Below are 13,860 nucleotides of genomic sequence, written 5' to 3'. Positions count from 1 at the left end.
CGCCGCTGCGCCCCAGCCTTTGTTGAGGGCTGTTAAACCGCCGTTTCGAGGGGCGGCACCTCCCGGTGCAGGAACCATTTTTCGGTGACCACCTTGCGGGTGAACCAGTGTGACCGCATGAGGGTGCTGGCCAGGGGCATCTTGACCCAGTCCGGCACCTGCCAGCCCTGGTCCGAATCTGCGGCACGGGTACCGAAACGCTGGGCGATGGCGTCGCCGTAGGTTTGTAAGCTGGATGCCGAGTAGTCGGTGGCCTCACGGATCACGTCCGCCGCCATCAGGGCGGACTCTATGGCGGGCCGGATGCCCTCGCCGCTCTGGGTATAGGCCAGGCCAGCTGCGTCACCGATCAAGATCACGCCGTCGTCAACCAGGGGCCTCTCGGCATGGGCGTAGAGCAGGTACGCGTGGCCCTTGAATCGCCCGGGCAGGTCTGCGGGAATGCGCCCCGCCGATTTCATTTCCTCGACAAACGCCTCCAGGTGGTCGGTGAGTTTGTGATTGTCCTCCCGGCCCAGACCGATGTTCAAATAGTTGCCCTTGCGGAACACCCAGGCGTAGCCCTTCAGGTCTCGACAGAACCAGAGCTCCGGGGTGTCGCCCCGGGCCTGGCAGCTCGCTGCCTGATCCGGGGTCATTTCAAACTCAACTTCTTTGGCGGCCACCACGGTTTCATGGCCGCCGGGGCCATCTCCCAGCAAACGGGCAACCGGGCAGAAGTGGCCGCCCGCTCCGACCACCAGTGGCGCTTCCCAGGTGTCGTTGATCACCCAGTTACCGCCCTTGCGGACGATGGACTTGACGGGGGTGGCCAGCTGTTTCGGGCCCGCGACCTGCGCCAGCAGGTAGTCGTCGAACTCGCAGCGACGAATGCCGTAACTCACCACCTCGCCATGATCATTTTCCACGGCGGACTGCCCCATCATGCCGATTCGGAATCGGCGAATCGGCTGAAGCGTCCGTCCGGTTCCGTAGTCTTTCTGATCAATGCCGAGCGTTTCCATAACCGCGGGCGTCACCCATCCCGCACAGGTCTTGTCCCGGGGAAAGTCCTGTTTGTCGATGATCAGTACTTTCTTTCCCGTGTCTTCCAGGGCTCTGGCCAGGGTGGAACCGGCGGGGCCAGCGCCAACGATGATCAGGTCGTAATAATCCATCACGCCTCCTCGGGTGCGGCTGGAAAGGCATAGATATCCTGGCGGCTTTGGGGCAACCGGTTGTTGTCGCCGTGGGTAAATACCACCTGGAAGAGCTGTAGCGAGCCGGCCCGGAAGGCGGCGATGGAGCCGGCGAGATACATGCGCCAGGCACGGGTAAAGTGCTCGTCGTACATGGCGCTGACCTCGTCCTCGCGTGCCGTGAACCGCTCCATCCAATCGCTCAGGGTCTGGGCGTAGTGCAGGCGCAGGTTCTCCACATCGAGCACCGAGAAGTCGCTGTGCTCGCAGATTTCCATGAACTCGCCAATGCTCGGAGGGTAGGCGCCCGGGAAAATCCGCTTCTCGATCCAGGCGTTCATCAGCATCGGTCGGTTGCGGCCAATGCTGTGCAGCAGAGCTATGCCGTCCGGTTTCAGGCTGCGCTTGATCAGCTCGGAGAGGGCCGGGTAGTTTTCCTTGCCCACATGCTCCAGCATGCCGATGGAAACGAACGCATCGTACTGGCCGCTGATGTTGCGGTAGTCGTCCTCAACGTACTCCACCAGATGGTCCAGCTCCTGCTTCCGGGCTTCTTCCCGGGCGTAGGCCAGCTGTTCCCTGGAAATGTTGTAGGCGTGCACCTTCACCCCGTAGTTGCGGGCCATGTAGCGGGCCAGTCCGCCCCAGCCACAACCGGCTTCCACGACGGTCATACCGGGCTTGAGCCGGAGCTTTCGACACACGTGCTCCAGTTTCGCCAACTGGGCCTGTTCCAGGGTCAGATCGGCGGATTCGTAATAGGCGCATGTGTATTGCATTTCCGCCGTGTCGAGCCAGAGGCGATAGAACTCGTTGCCGAGGTCGTAATGGTGGTGAATGTTTTCCTTGGCCTCCGAAATGCCGGTTGAGCGCGGGTTATGGTTGCGCCACAGCGCCTCCAGCCACTTCGGCCACTTCTGACGGGCCTGATGCACAGACCGGTACAGACATTCCATCAGCTCGGGCAGGTCACCTTCCACCTCCAGGCGGCCGGCACTGTAAAGGTCGCCGAAGGCCAGGTTGGGGTTGGTCACCAGCGCGTACAGGGCCTTGGGATCGGTCAGCTTCAATGTGAATTGCGACTGCTGTCCTTCCGGCTCGATCACGTCGCCGTTCCAGAGCCGGAACCGCAGGGGCGGCGAGCCGGCCATGCGCATCAGTTTGGCGATCAGCCAGCGTTCGTAAGTGTGCGGTGACCGGTCAACGTGGGTGTCTTCCAGTGGCAGGGTCAGCACATGGGACTTGCCCGTCTGCTCGCCGTCCCGGGGTTTCTGGGCAGTACTCTGGTTCATGGACTCCGCTCTCCCTTGATAACCTTGCTTGCAGGCTTGTCAACATCACTGTTGTTGCACGATGTTCGCGTACCAGGGCTTCCCGACTACCATTCTGAGAATCGCCAGTTGTGTGTTCAGTATAGAAAACAGTGGCGTTTTGTCAGGTTGGGAAAACTGGGTGCTGAAAGAGCAGGATTTTCGGGAGTGCGGTTTTTTGGTCGGCTGGAAAAAAAACCGGGCCTTGGCCCGGTTTTTTCTGCATGGATGCTTTCCGTCAGTAGGATGAACTCATCCCGAACCATTCCGGAAAAATCACGATCAGGGCCAACACCAGTATCTGAATGAGAATAAAGGGCAACACACCTTTGTAGATATCCGTTGTTCGCACCTCCGGTGGTGCCACCCCTTTCAGATAGAAGAGCGAGAACCCGAACGGTGGCGTCAGGAAGCTGGTTTGCAGGTTCATCGCGATCAGGATGGCAAACCAGAGCATGTTGATGCCCAGGGCCTCGGCCACCGGCGCCAGAATGGGCACGATGATGAACGAGATTTCCACGAAATCGATGAAGAAGCCCAGCACCAGAATGACCGCCATGGCCAGAATGATGAAGCCCCACTTCTCGCCCGGAAGCTGTAGGAGCCATTCTTCCAGCAGGTAGTCGCCGCCGGTGTAGCTGAAGACCATGGAGAAGGCCGTAGCACCGATCAGGATGGCAAAAACCATGGCGGTGACTTTCACCGTGTCCTTGGAGGCATCCCACACCATTTTGAAGGAGAACTGGCGATAGATGATGGCCAGAACCACGGCGCCAACGCCGCCCAGGGCCGATGACTCGGTGGGCGTGGCAATGCCGGTGAAGATGGAACCCAGTACCACCACGATGAGTGCCAGCGGCGGAATAATGGCCAGCAGCGCGTCGAGGATTTCCTTCTTGCGGGACACGCTGTCGTCTTCCGGCATGGCCGGCGCCGTTTCAGGCCGGAACCGGGTCAGCACCAGAATATAGAGGATATACAGGCCGATCAGCACCACGCCGGGCCAGACCGCCGCCTTGAACAGATCGCCCACGGGCAGGCCCAGTACGTCACCCAGGATGATCAGGATGATGGAGGGCGGGACAATCTGTCCGAGAGTGCCGGACGCACAGATGGTGCCTGTGGCCAGCCGCTTGTCGTATTTGTGTGCCAGCATCACCGGCAGGGAGATCAGGCCCATGGCAACCACACTGGCACCGACCACACCGGTGGAAGCTGCAAGCAGAGCGCCTACCAGGATGGTTGAAATGGCAAGACCGCCAGGCAAACCACCGAACAGGCGGCCCATGGAGGTCAACAGCTGTTCTGCCAGCCGGGTGCGCTGCAGCACCACGCCCATGAAGATAAACAGGGGCACAGCCATCAGCACGGTGTTCTGCATCACGCTCATGATGCGGTAGGGCATGAAGGCAAACAGATCCATGCCTTCAGCAAAGATTCCGAAGAACAGCGCAACGCCCCCGAAGGTAAAGGCAACCGGGAACCCCAGCATGAGCATCAGCAGGGCAACCCCGAACATAATCATACCGATCATGACAGGCCTCCTGCGCTGTGTTCGCCTTCGTATTCCTTGTCGCCTGCCATGACCCGCAGCGCGTAGGTCACCATATTAAGCCCGGCGATTGCGATGAAAACGGCGGTGATCGGAATGACCGACTTGATGATCCAGCGGTGGGGCAGGCCGCCCGGGTCACCGCTGCCTTCCCCCATGTTGTAGGAGTCGAGGGCAAAATCGTAACCATAGATACCGATCAGGTAGGCGAACGGTATGACGAAGATCAGGGCGCCAACCAGATTGACCCACGCCTTGGCCTTGTTGCTCCATTTTGTGTAGAAGACGTCGACCCGCACGTGGCCATCCGTGCGCAGCGCATAGGGAATGCCCAGCAGGAACACCACCGAATAGAGGTGCCACTCCATTTCCTGCATACCGATTGAAACATTGTTGAACGCGTAGCGGGCCACCACGTCGTAAAAGACGTTGGCTGCCATCAGAATCATGGCAACACAGGCCACCCAGCCACAGAATGTGGACAGGCGCGCAAGCCCCTCATCCAGTTTGATAATCCACCGCATTGATGATCCTCCGCCAGCGGGCTGGCGATTTTCGATTGCTCTAAACGACAAAACCGGGATCACTGCAAGAGCGATCCCGGCTCCGTTAAAGCCAATATCTTACTCGACTTCGGCCATGGTGTTGAGGTAGGCGCGCTCGGAAATGTTGGTGTAGGCGCGGCTCTTCTCCAGGTACTCCTGCTGGGACTTGATGATTTTTGCAGCCATCTCACTGCCTTTGGCAGCTTCGTCCAGCAGCTTGTTGTTGGCAGCGTACATGGCATCGAACACATCATCCGGGAACTGCTTGATCTGCACGTTCGGATACTCTTCCTTGATGTTGGCCCAGGCTTCGGCATTGGCGTGCTGGGAGTGAACCAGCATGTCGTAGGACGCGGTCCGCATGGCCACACGCATGATTTCCTGCAGATCTGCCGGCAGCTTTTCCCATACCCGCTTGTTCACCAGGAACTGCAGCTCGGTGGCCGGCTCGTGCCAACCGGTGTAGTAGTAGTCGGCAATCTGCTGGAAGCCAAGACGCAGGTCCAGCGCCGGACCAACCCACTCGACCGCATCGATGGTGTTTCGCTCGAGGGCCGTGTAGAGCTCGCCCGGGGCGATGTTGGTCGGGCTTACGCCCACTTCGGCGAATACTTCACCGGCGAAGCCCGGGATGCGCATCTTGAGGCCCTGCAGGTCCTCCAGGGACTTGATTTCCTTGCGGAACCAGCCGCCCATCTGGACACCGGTGTTACCGCCGGGGAAGGACAGCATGTTGTGGGGCTCGTAGACCTCCTGCATCAGCTCCATGCCGCCGCCGTGGTAGAACCAGGCGTACTGTTCCATGGCATTCATGCCAAAGGGCATGCTGGTGAAGAACAGGGTTTCGGGAACCTTGCCTTTCCAGTAGTAGGACGCGGAGTGGCCCATGTCGTACTGGCCGGCCTTGACCATGTCAAACACGCCCAGGGGGGCCTTGTGTTTGTTGGCGGAATCGATACGGACTTTCAGGCGTCCGTCGGACATTTTTTCAACGTTTTCGGCGAAGCGCTTGGTTGTGTCACCGAAAATCGGGAAGTTTGGTCCCCAGGTTTCCGCCAGGCGGAGGGTGAAAGTCTCTTGGGCGAGCGCCTGCGTGGAGGCAAAGGTGGTTGCCACAGCCAACACAGCCGCGGAAAGAACAGAACGGATCTTCATTGCTCTTCTATCCTCTTATCGTTTTTGTGGGTCGAGCGTCCCCCCCTTGTTAAGGGACTGAACTACTCTCAATGCTAGTTCACGTTAGCAATTATCGTTAACAAACTAAATCAAAAACCGCTGGTTGTACGACCTTGGTCTTAAGCGGGATCAGAGGTCTTCCATCCGGCCGATCTGACTCGAAAGTCGCATGGCCTCGTGTTCCTCCATGGCCAGCAGGTCTTCCAGCAGGGCCTTGGCCTCGGAAATCTCGGCCTTGCCGATCAGGGAGTCGTAGAGGTCCATAACCTGATCATGGAACTGGAACACCTCGGCGGCGATATCCCGGAAGGACATGGAGGCGTAGTGGGTGTAGGAGTCGGCGCTGGGGCCAATCGGTTTGTGGTTCAGGTAGTCGTACAGGCGGGTGTCCATGGCCTTTCGATCTGCCTGTTTCTCGAATTCGCCGACGGCTTTCTCAAGCAATGCCTCATGGCCGGCGAGGTAGTCGAGCAATGCGCTGGCCCTCTCGTCGTTGTTCAGCTTGGCGGACTCGTGCAGGCACCTGGCCAGATGCGCGTGCAGTTGTCGCGTCCAGTCAATCAGGTCTTCAAAGGTTTTTATCTCCATCGCGCGCCTCCTTGAAGGGATCTGGCCATGCGGAACATGGATCGGTTTTCTGGTTGGCAATACTCATCAGTCTAGTCAAAATTGACGGTTATGGGTTGGTGAACCGCCAGCCCTGGAAACCGGAGGGGCGTGGCATCATGACAACGACACTGGGCATCATCGAAGGATTCTATGGCCCCATGTGGACCTGGGAAGAGCGCCGGCATCTGGTGCGAACCCTGGCCCCGCACGGTTATGGCTTTTACCTGTATGCGCCCAAGGCGGATCTTTACCTGCGACGAAAGTGGCAACAGCCGCACCCGCCGGCGGTAGCCGCCGAGCTTGCGGATTTCGCCCGTTTCTGCCGCCAACAGGGCATGCGGTTTGGCGTCGGGTTGAGCCCGTTCGAGGTTTTTAACCGGTTTGACGACGAAGCCCGTACCGCACTCGCCCACAAACTCGAACTGCTGGAACGAATGGACATTGATGAACTGGCCATTCTGTTCGATGACATGACCGCCGACACGCCGGACCTAGCCCGCAGCCAGGTCGACATTGTCGACTGGGTGCGCGAAAGCACCGGCATCGCCCGCTTGAGTGTCTGTCCCAGCTACTATTCCGACGACCCGGTGCTCGACCGGGTGTTCGGCGAGCGGCCCGCTGATTACCTGGAGACCCTGGGGCGCAAGCTGGATCATTCGGTGAATATTTTCTGGACCGGAGAGGAAGTGTGTTCCCGGGAGATCTCGCCGGGACACCTGAAACGGGTGGGCGACCTGCTGGGGCGCAAACCAGTGCTGTGGGACAACTACCCGGTGAACGACGGCGACCGGATGTCGCAGCATTTGCACCTGCGGGCCTTCACCGGCCGGCCGGCGGCGAATGCGGCGCATCTGGCCGGACACGGCATCAATCCCGCCTTGCAACCGACGCTGACCGCCATCCCCGCGATCACGCTGGCGGAATCCTACCGACTGGGGCCGGCCTACCAGTACGGCCAGGCTTTCCGCAACGTCTCGCGGGAAGTGCTCGGGCGGGATCTGGCGGCGCAGCTGCAGGCGGATCTTCTGGTGCTGCAGGACGCCGGCCTGGGGCGTATCAGCGACGAAAAAAGACAGAGTCTGCAGCACACCTACGACGCGTTCGACCACCCCGCTGCCAATGAGATTCTGCGCTGGCTTGCCGGCGAGTACCGGGTGACCGATGAAATGGTGGCAACGCAGTAAGGCCACTCTTCAGCGCGGGTAGTATTCTAACGCAGGTAGTATTCCACCGTTGACACCACCCGGACGGTTTTCACTGGCTGCTGCTCTTCCATCACGCCTGGCGCCTGGTCCCGGGCCAGTATCTGGAACACCCCCTGGTTCGCACGCCGCAGCCCGCCAAGTTCGGTGTTGGCATCCTTGGCGAACTGTGCGGCGGCTTCCCGGGCCGAGGCTGTGGCTTCGGCGATCATGTCTGGCTTGATGTCGTTCAGGCCGTTGAACAGGTAGGTGGGGCCGGAAGGCCCGTAGTCGGAAGACAGCACCACGCCCGAGTCCACCAGTTCACTGACGCCCTGTGCGGCCTGGCGGATGCGGTCGATATCGGTGCTGCGCACCATCAGCGTCTGGTTGATGATGAACTGCTGCTCGCCGTTTGAGTTCTGGTAGGGGTTGGCGCTGGTATCGGTGACGTCCAGGCGTTGCAGCTCCACCGCGTCCTGGCCGATTGCCTGCAGATTGAGGAACGCCATGATGGCATCCCGGCTACTTCGGGCCTTTTCCTGGGCCGCGTTCAGGGAATTGCCGGTAGCCACAAACCGGATAGGCCAGAGCGCGAGATCGGCGGTCACCTCCCGTTCCGCCACGCCCTTGACGGTGACATACCGGTCGCCGGTGCGCAGGTCGGTGAGGCCATCACCAATCAGCGCGGCGGCAATGATGGCGCTGATACCCAGGATCAGTGCGGAGATTGCTTTCATGGCGTGTCCCTGTGTGCTGTCGCAATCGGCCCGGGCAGGTGCCGGTGGTCGACTGCTATGCTGAAAACAGCCATCAAGATTAGCGTTTCGCCGCTGCGGCGAAAAGGGAGGAATCATGACAGACAGGACAGCTTCGGTGAGGGTGGAGTGCGTGCAGGGCAATATCGCCGCACAGCCGGATATGGATGCCATCGTCAATGCCGCCAACGGCGAGCTGATGCCGGGTAGCGGTGTGGCGGGCGCCATTCACGGCGCCGCCGGGCCGGAGCTCGCCGAGGAGTGTCGGCCCCTGGCCCCGATCCAGCCCGGTCAGGCGGTGATCACCGGGGCCCACAAGCTGCCAAACCGGCACGTCATCCACTGCCTGGGGCCGGTCTATGGGGTGGATGAGCCTTCGGACCGGCTGCTGGCAGAGTGTATTCACAATGCGCTCCGGTTGGCCGACCATCATGGCCTGGCATCGATTGCGTTCCCGGCGATATCCACAGGCGTGTTCGGGTACCCGCTGGACCAGGCGGCGGAGGTAGTCATGGAGGCGGTGGCTGACACGCTCGACGAGCTGCGAACCGTCCGGACCATCCGCTTTGTGCTCTTCAGTGATGACGATCTCGCGGTGTTCGAGAGCGCGCGCAAGGCCCAGTCCGGACTGGCCGGCGATTGACTGAGGGTGGTCAGTCACAGTCCGTGCGGGCGGACGTGCTGAAGCGCTCGGCCATGGCCTTGCGTGCGCGCTCCGGGTCACGGAATTCCTCCGGCAGGGGCTGGATCAGGTAGAGATAGTCGCCATGGGTACGGTTCTCTGCCAGGGGTGGGGTGTCGTCCTCCCGGGGCCAGACAACCGGGCTGATCACCGCAACGGAAACCGCCGGCGCCCGTTGCTTCAGCAGGGCGACCGTTCCCAGGCCCTGCTCGCTGTGGAAGGTGCCGGTGATGTGCAGGATCTGGTGTTCCGGGTATTGTGAGCGTGCCTGGAGAATGCGCTCGGCCATGGTGTTGTCCCGCAGGAGCTGGGCCTTGTAGGTGTTGCTCATGCGCTCCTTCATCGTGCTGTCTGCCCGGTGGCTGGCGCCGATGGCGGCCATGAACTTCTCCCGGTAGGCGGGAATGTCCAGGAAGGGCTTTGCTGGCAGGGAGTGTCTGACTGGCTCAGGCAGATTGTCGAGATACTCTGGCCCCTGTCGGCCCACGCAGCGAACCACATGGGCCGGGGCGTTGGCAGCGATCACCGGCAGGTCATGCAGGCGCGCAAACTCCACCAGGGGCCGGTAGGCGCCGCGGTAGTTGTCCCAGGCCTCTGCGTCTTCAATCATTTCGGCTTCGCCGATGTCGCCAGCCAGGTACCGGTTCAGGGCATCCTGATGATCAAGGTCGAACTGCTCCATGGACAGGACCTGCTGCCGGTGCTGCCGGTACAGGGCCTGCTGAAGGCCTGATTGCAGGAGATGCGAGGCATGATGGCCATGATATTCTCCGACAACCACCACATCGGTACCGGCCAGCCGTTCGGCCAGTTCCTCGATACCAAGGGGCCTGTTGCCAGGCGGCGCCACGATGCGGGCATCGTATTGGCTCATGGGCGCTGAGAGCGGTTCCGGGGCCGGGGCATCGGGCATGGCGGCGCATCCATTCATCAACAGGAAAGTGGAAACCAGCAGTGTCAGAGTAACCAGAGTAACTTGATTCATAATAAGCCATACGCTTCCGCGGCCCGATTGGCCGAGCCTATAATTCCACCGGTTGCGAAGCAACTGTCTTGCCGTTAGCAAAAGAGTCCACTATGCCGCACCGCGCCCATCTGTTTTCCCTTCGCCTGGCTCACGCCTTTCGCGAAGCCTGCCTGGATGAGCGTTACCGGGGGCGGCGTTTGCTGCGTGATCTGATGGCCGGCGTTACCGTAGGCATCATCGCCATCCCGCTGGCCATGGCGCTGGCCATCGCCAGTGGCGTGGCGCCTCAGTACGGCCTGTATACCGCGATTATCGCCGGCTTTGTCATTGCCCTGACCGGTGGCAGCCGGTTCAGTATCTCCGGCCCCACCGCCGCCTTCGTGGTGATTCTGTACCCCATCGCCCAGACCTACGGCCTGGGCGGGTTGCTGCTCGCCACCCTGATGTCCGGTGTTCTGCTGGTAGCCATGGCCGTGATGCGCCTGGGGCGATTGATCGAATATATTCCCGAGTCCGTTACCCTGGGCTTTACCGCCGGCATCGCCGTGGTGATTGCCATCCTTCAAATACCGGATTTTCTCGGGCTGCCCATCGGCGACCTGCCCGGGCACTTCTGGCAGAAACTGGTGACACTGGCTGGCGCGCTGCCGCAGATGGACCGGGTCAGTGCGCTCATTGCCGGCCTGACCCTCGCGGTGATGTTGCTCTGGCCCCGGCTGAAAACGCCGGTGCCGCCCCACCTTCCCGCGCTGGTGATTGGCAGCCTGCTGGCGCTCTGGTGCAATGCCCAGGGCGCCGGTGTCGCAACCATTGGCTCAAGCTTCACCTATCTGCTTCCGGATGGCTCCGAGGGGGCGGGCATTCCACCGTTCCTGCCCGAGTTCGTCTGGCCCTGGCAGCAGGCGGGCGCCTCCGGCGAGGCCATCGGCTTTTCATGGTCACTGTTCCGGGATCTGCTGCCCGCCGCCTTTGCCATTGCCATGCTCGGTGCCATCGAATCACTGCTGTGCGCGGTGGTGCTGGATGGCATGACCGGCAAACGTCACAGTGCCAACAGTGAACTGATGGGGCAGGGCCTGGGCAATATCGTCACGCCGTTCTTCGGGGGTATCACCGCCACCGCCGCGATAGCCCGCTCGGCCGCCAATTACCGGGCCGGAGCCGAATCACCGGTCTCGGCCATGGTGCACTCCCTCGTGGTGCTGCTGGCACTGGTGACCCTGTCAGGCGTGCTGGCGTACCTTCCCATGCCCGCCATGGCGGCCCTGCTGGTGATGGTGGCCTGGAACATGAGTGAGGCCCCCAAGGCCGTGCACCTGCTGAAAACCGCCCCTCGCAGTGACATCCTCGTGTTTCTCACCTGTTTCTCCCTGACGGTGCTGCTGGACATGGTGATTGCAATCACGACCGGTGTATTGCTGGCGGCGGTACTGTTCATGCGTGAGATGGCGCGGATGACGCGGGTAACGGACATTACCGCTGGCAGTCGGGTCGCTGGCAGGGGGCTGCCCGAGGGGTGGCGGGTGTTCAAAATCAATGGTCCGCTGTTCTTTGCAGCGGCAGACCGGATCTTCGGCGAGCTGGCCGTCATGTCCCGCGATGCTCGCGGGTTTATCCTCTATATGGACGGAGTCACCGTGCTCGACGGCGGCGGCCTGGCCGCACTGAACAAGCTGATTGTCACCTGTCAGCGGGAAGGGACCGAGGTTGTCATTGCCGATCTGCAGTTTCAGCCCCTCCGGACCCTGGCCCGTGCCGGTGTGGCACCCATCAAGGGCGTGAGCCGCTATACTTCGTCTCTGGACGAGGCCCTGCGGCTTGTCAGTGCAGAAACACCCACATAACGAGGAACGCCATGCTGCCATTCCGGCTTATCGACAGACTGAAATTCATCGTGGAGAGGCAACTGGTCAAGGGCGCCGGATTCCAGCTCCTGGTGGTGGCCGTGTTCATCGGTCTGATCTCGCTGGTGGGCGGGCTGCTGGTGGTGCCCCAGGGCGGCGACTTCGAGGACCCCGGATCCGCCATCTGGTGGGCGTTCCTGAGGCTGACCGATCCCGGTTACCTGGGTGATGACGTCGGCACCTGGCAGCGATTTGTCTCCACACTGCTGACGGTGAGCGGCTATGTTGTCTTCATGGGTACTCTGGTGGCCATCCTGACCCGTTGGTTGATCGCCAAGATGGCCGATCTGGAGCGTGGGCTGACGCCGGTGACCCTGAAAAACCACATAGTGGTGCTGGGCTGGACCAGCCAGACCCTGCCGCTGCTGTCTGAACTGCTCGGCTCCAGTGGGCGTATGCGACGCTTCCTGGAAAAGCACGACGCCCAGAAACTGAACCTGGTGGTGCTGTCCGAGGATGCCTCGGCGGCCCAGGTGCATGAAATACGAAGCGAGCCCGGGATCCGGCGTCGGGCGCGGCAGGTTATCCTGCGATCGGGCTCGGCGATCCAGCCGGATGCGTTGCATCGGGTGGCCTGCCTGGATGCCGCCGCGGTGATTGTGCCCAGTGCCGCCCACGAGGCGGGCAGCCTGGTCACGTCGGATGTGGAAACGGTCAAGGCGCTGCTGTCCATCGCTGCCCAGGCCCGCTACCTGAAAATGTCGCTGCCGTTCGTGGTGGCGGAAATTCAGGATGTCCGCAAACTGCCAGTGATCGAGCGCGCCTATCCCGGCGCGGTGGAAGTGGTGGGTGGCGACGCCACCATCAGCCGCCTGATGGTGCAGAATATCCTCCATCCGGGGCTTTCCGAGGCCTACAACGAGCTGCTCACGGCCGGCGAGGGTAATGAAATCTACATCCGCGGCGGTGAGTCCCTGGCCGGTATGACCCTGGCCGAGCTGGCGGCGGCGCGTCCGGAGGTCATTGTCCTGGGCCTGCTCAAGCCCCGGGAAACGGGTTGGGAAGTGTGCCTGCTGGCGCCTTCGGACACTCCCATCGGCCCGAAAGACCGGGTAGTGATCATGGCCCGGGATTATTCCGAAACCGAGCCCGACGCCAAGCGCACGCCTTTGCCGATCATCGATCGTGGCCCGGCGGTGCGGGTCAGCCCGCCGGCCGACCGGATTCACCACCGGGTCCTGGTGATGGGCTGGAACCGACGCGTGCCCAGCCTGGTGGCCGAGTTTTTGAGCTACAGTCACCGCCGGTTCGAGGTGGATCTGGTGTCCGTGGTGCCCAAGGCAGAGCGGGAACAGGCCATTGCCCGGTACGTCGACGACGATGGTCGCGTGGTCTGTCGCCATATCGAGGCGGATTACATGGTCGAGGGCGAACTGAGGCGGATCGGGCCGGCCAATTACGACACCGTGATCCTGCTCAGCAGTGACCGCCTGGCCTCGGGCGAGGAGGCCGACGCCAGGGCCATGGTAGGGTATCTGCAACTGGAGGATATTCTTGCCGAGTCGTCGCATCGGCCGCAACTGATCATGGAACTGAGCGATCCGGACAACCGGCATTTGCTGGAGGGACACCAGAGCGAAATGCTCATCAGTCCGATGATTCTCAGCCACATTCTGGCCCAGGTTGCCCTGCGCCGGGAGTTGCGCGTGGTGCTGGATGAGCTGTTTACCGTGGGCGGCGCGGAAATCCAGTTCCGCAACCCGGAGAACTATCCCCTGCCGGCAAGCTCTACCTTCCAGACCTTGGAAAAAATTGTCGCCGCTGAGGGCGAACTGGCCCTGGGCGTGTTCCGAGCCATTCCGGACTCGCGGGGCCGGCATCTGCAACTGAATCCTGCCCGCCAGGACTATCTGGAACTCCAGCCCGGGGACCAGCTGGTGGTACTCTGCCTGACCTGAATGCCTGCCCTACGTGCGTCAGGTCGGCCGTTTGGCTGGCCTGATCAGCATTCACCAAAAAAATGCCGAAAATAGATGATATAAATTTCAATTATAAAAT

12 protein-coding genes are annotated in these 13,860 nt (G+C 61.3%); 4 read left to right on the top strand and 8 right to left on the bottom strand.

From position 1 onward, the window contains the following. Positions 1-32: 32 nt before the first annotated feature. From BM344_RS08335 to BM344_RS08310, 6 genes are all read right to left on the bottom strand, one after another. Entirely contained in the window at positions 33-1,157 is a 1,125-nt protein-coding gene (locus BM344_RS08335) for an NAD(P)/FAD-dependent oxidoreductase (RefSeq protein ID WP_091988182.1), read from the bottom strand. After that, positions 1,157-2,470 carry an SAM-dependent methyltransferase gene (locus tag BM344_RS08330; RefSeq protein WP_091988179.1) on the bottom strand — a complete coding sequence of 438 codons (1,314 nt, stop codon included), beginning with the start codon at positions 2,468-2,470 and terminating at the stop codon, positions 1,157-1,159. Before BM344_RS08330 ends, BM344_RS08335 begins: the two co-directional genes overlap by 1 nt. 256 nt (positions 2,471-2,726) lie before the next feature. Next, positions 2,727-4,022: a TRAP transporter large permease gene (locus tag BM344_RS08325; protein ID WP_091988177.1), complete on the bottom strand. Its 1,296-nt coding sequence runs from the start codon at positions 4,020-4,022 to the stop codon at positions 2,727-2,729. Further along, entirely contained in the window at positions 4,019-4,564 is a 546-nt protein-coding gene (locus BM344_RS08320) for a TRAP transporter small permease subunit (RefSeq protein ID WP_091988174.1), read from the bottom strand. Before BM344_RS08320 ends, BM344_RS08325 begins: the two co-directional genes overlap by 4 nt. A 99-nt stretch (positions 4,565-4,663) precedes the next feature. Continuing rightward, positions 4,664-5,740 carry a TRAP transporter substrate-binding protein gene (locus BM344_RS08315; protein WP_091988171.1) on the bottom strand — a complete coding sequence of 359 codons (1,077 nt, stop codon included), beginning with the start codon at positions 5,738-5,740 and terminating at the stop codon, positions 4,664-4,666. Positions 5,741-5,890: 150 nt separating this feature from the next. After that, positions 5,891-6,349: an ATPase gene (locus BM344_RS08310; protein ID WP_091988169.1), complete on the bottom strand. Its 459-nt coding sequence runs from the start codon at positions 6,347-6,349 to the stop codon at positions 5,891-5,893. A 137-nt stretch (positions 6,350-6,486) separates the two neighbouring features. On the opposite strand from BM344_RS08310, the gene BM344_RS08305 reads away from it, so the two are divergent. Next, complete coding sequence (locus BM344_RS08305; protein ID WP_091988166.1) at positions 6,487-7,554, top strand: beta-N-acetylglucosaminidase domain-containing protein; 1,068 nt, start codon at positions 6,487-6,489, stop codon at positions 7,552-7,554. Positions 7,555-7,580: 26 nt separating this feature from the next. Here the strand turns inward: BM344_RS08305 and BM344_RS08300 are convergent, their stop codons facing one another. Next, a complete protein-coding gene (locus BM344_RS08300; RefSeq protein ID WP_091988163.1) occupies positions 7,581-8,291 on the bottom strand; it encodes an SIMPL domain-containing protein in 711 nt (236 codons plus the stop codon). Between the two features lie 115 nt (positions 8,292-8,406). Here BM344_RS08300 and BM344_RS08295 point away from each other — a divergent pair, with 115 nt between their 5' ends. Next, positions 8,407-8,952: a macro domain-containing protein gene (locus BM344_RS08295; RefSeq protein WP_091988159.1), complete on the top strand. Its 546-nt coding sequence runs from the start codon at positions 8,407-8,409 to the stop codon at positions 8,950-8,952. Positions 8,953-8,962: 10 nt separating this feature from the next. Here the strand turns inward: BM344_RS08295 and BM344_RS08290 are convergent, their stop codons facing one another. After that, positions 8,963-9,976 (bottom strand): ChaN family lipoprotein, encoded by a 1,014-nt coding sequence (locus tag BM344_RS08290; protein ID WP_407656807.1) that lies wholly within the window; start codon positions 9,974-9,976, stop codon positions 8,963-8,965. A gap of 92 nt (positions 9,977-10,068) precedes the next feature. On the opposite strand from BM344_RS08290, the gene dauA reads away from it, so the two are divergent. Then, a complete protein-coding gene (gene dauA, locus BM344_RS08285) occupies positions 10,069-11,802 on the top strand; it encodes a C4-dicarboxylic acid transporter DauA (RefSeq protein WP_091988155.1) in 1,734 nt (577 codons plus the stop codon). Between the two features lie 11 nt (positions 11,803-11,813). After that, on the top strand, positions 11,814-13,760 hold the full coding sequence (locus BM344_RS08280; RefSeq protein WP_091988152.1) for a CASTOR/POLLUX-related putative ion channel: 1,947 nt from the start codon (positions 11,814-11,816) through the stop codon (positions 13,758-13,760). Positions 13,761-13,860 lie beyond the last annotated feature (100 nt).

Source organism: Marinobacter gudaonensis, from assembly GCF_900115175.1.
In the GTDB taxonomy this organism is placed as follows: domain Bacteria; phylum Pseudomonadota; class Gammaproteobacteria; order Pseudomonadales; family Oleiphilaceae; genus Marinobacter; species Marinobacter gudaonensis.
The sequence above is the reverse complement of the archived record's forward strand: the minus strand, read 5'-3'. Positions and strand labels throughout refer to the sequence as shown.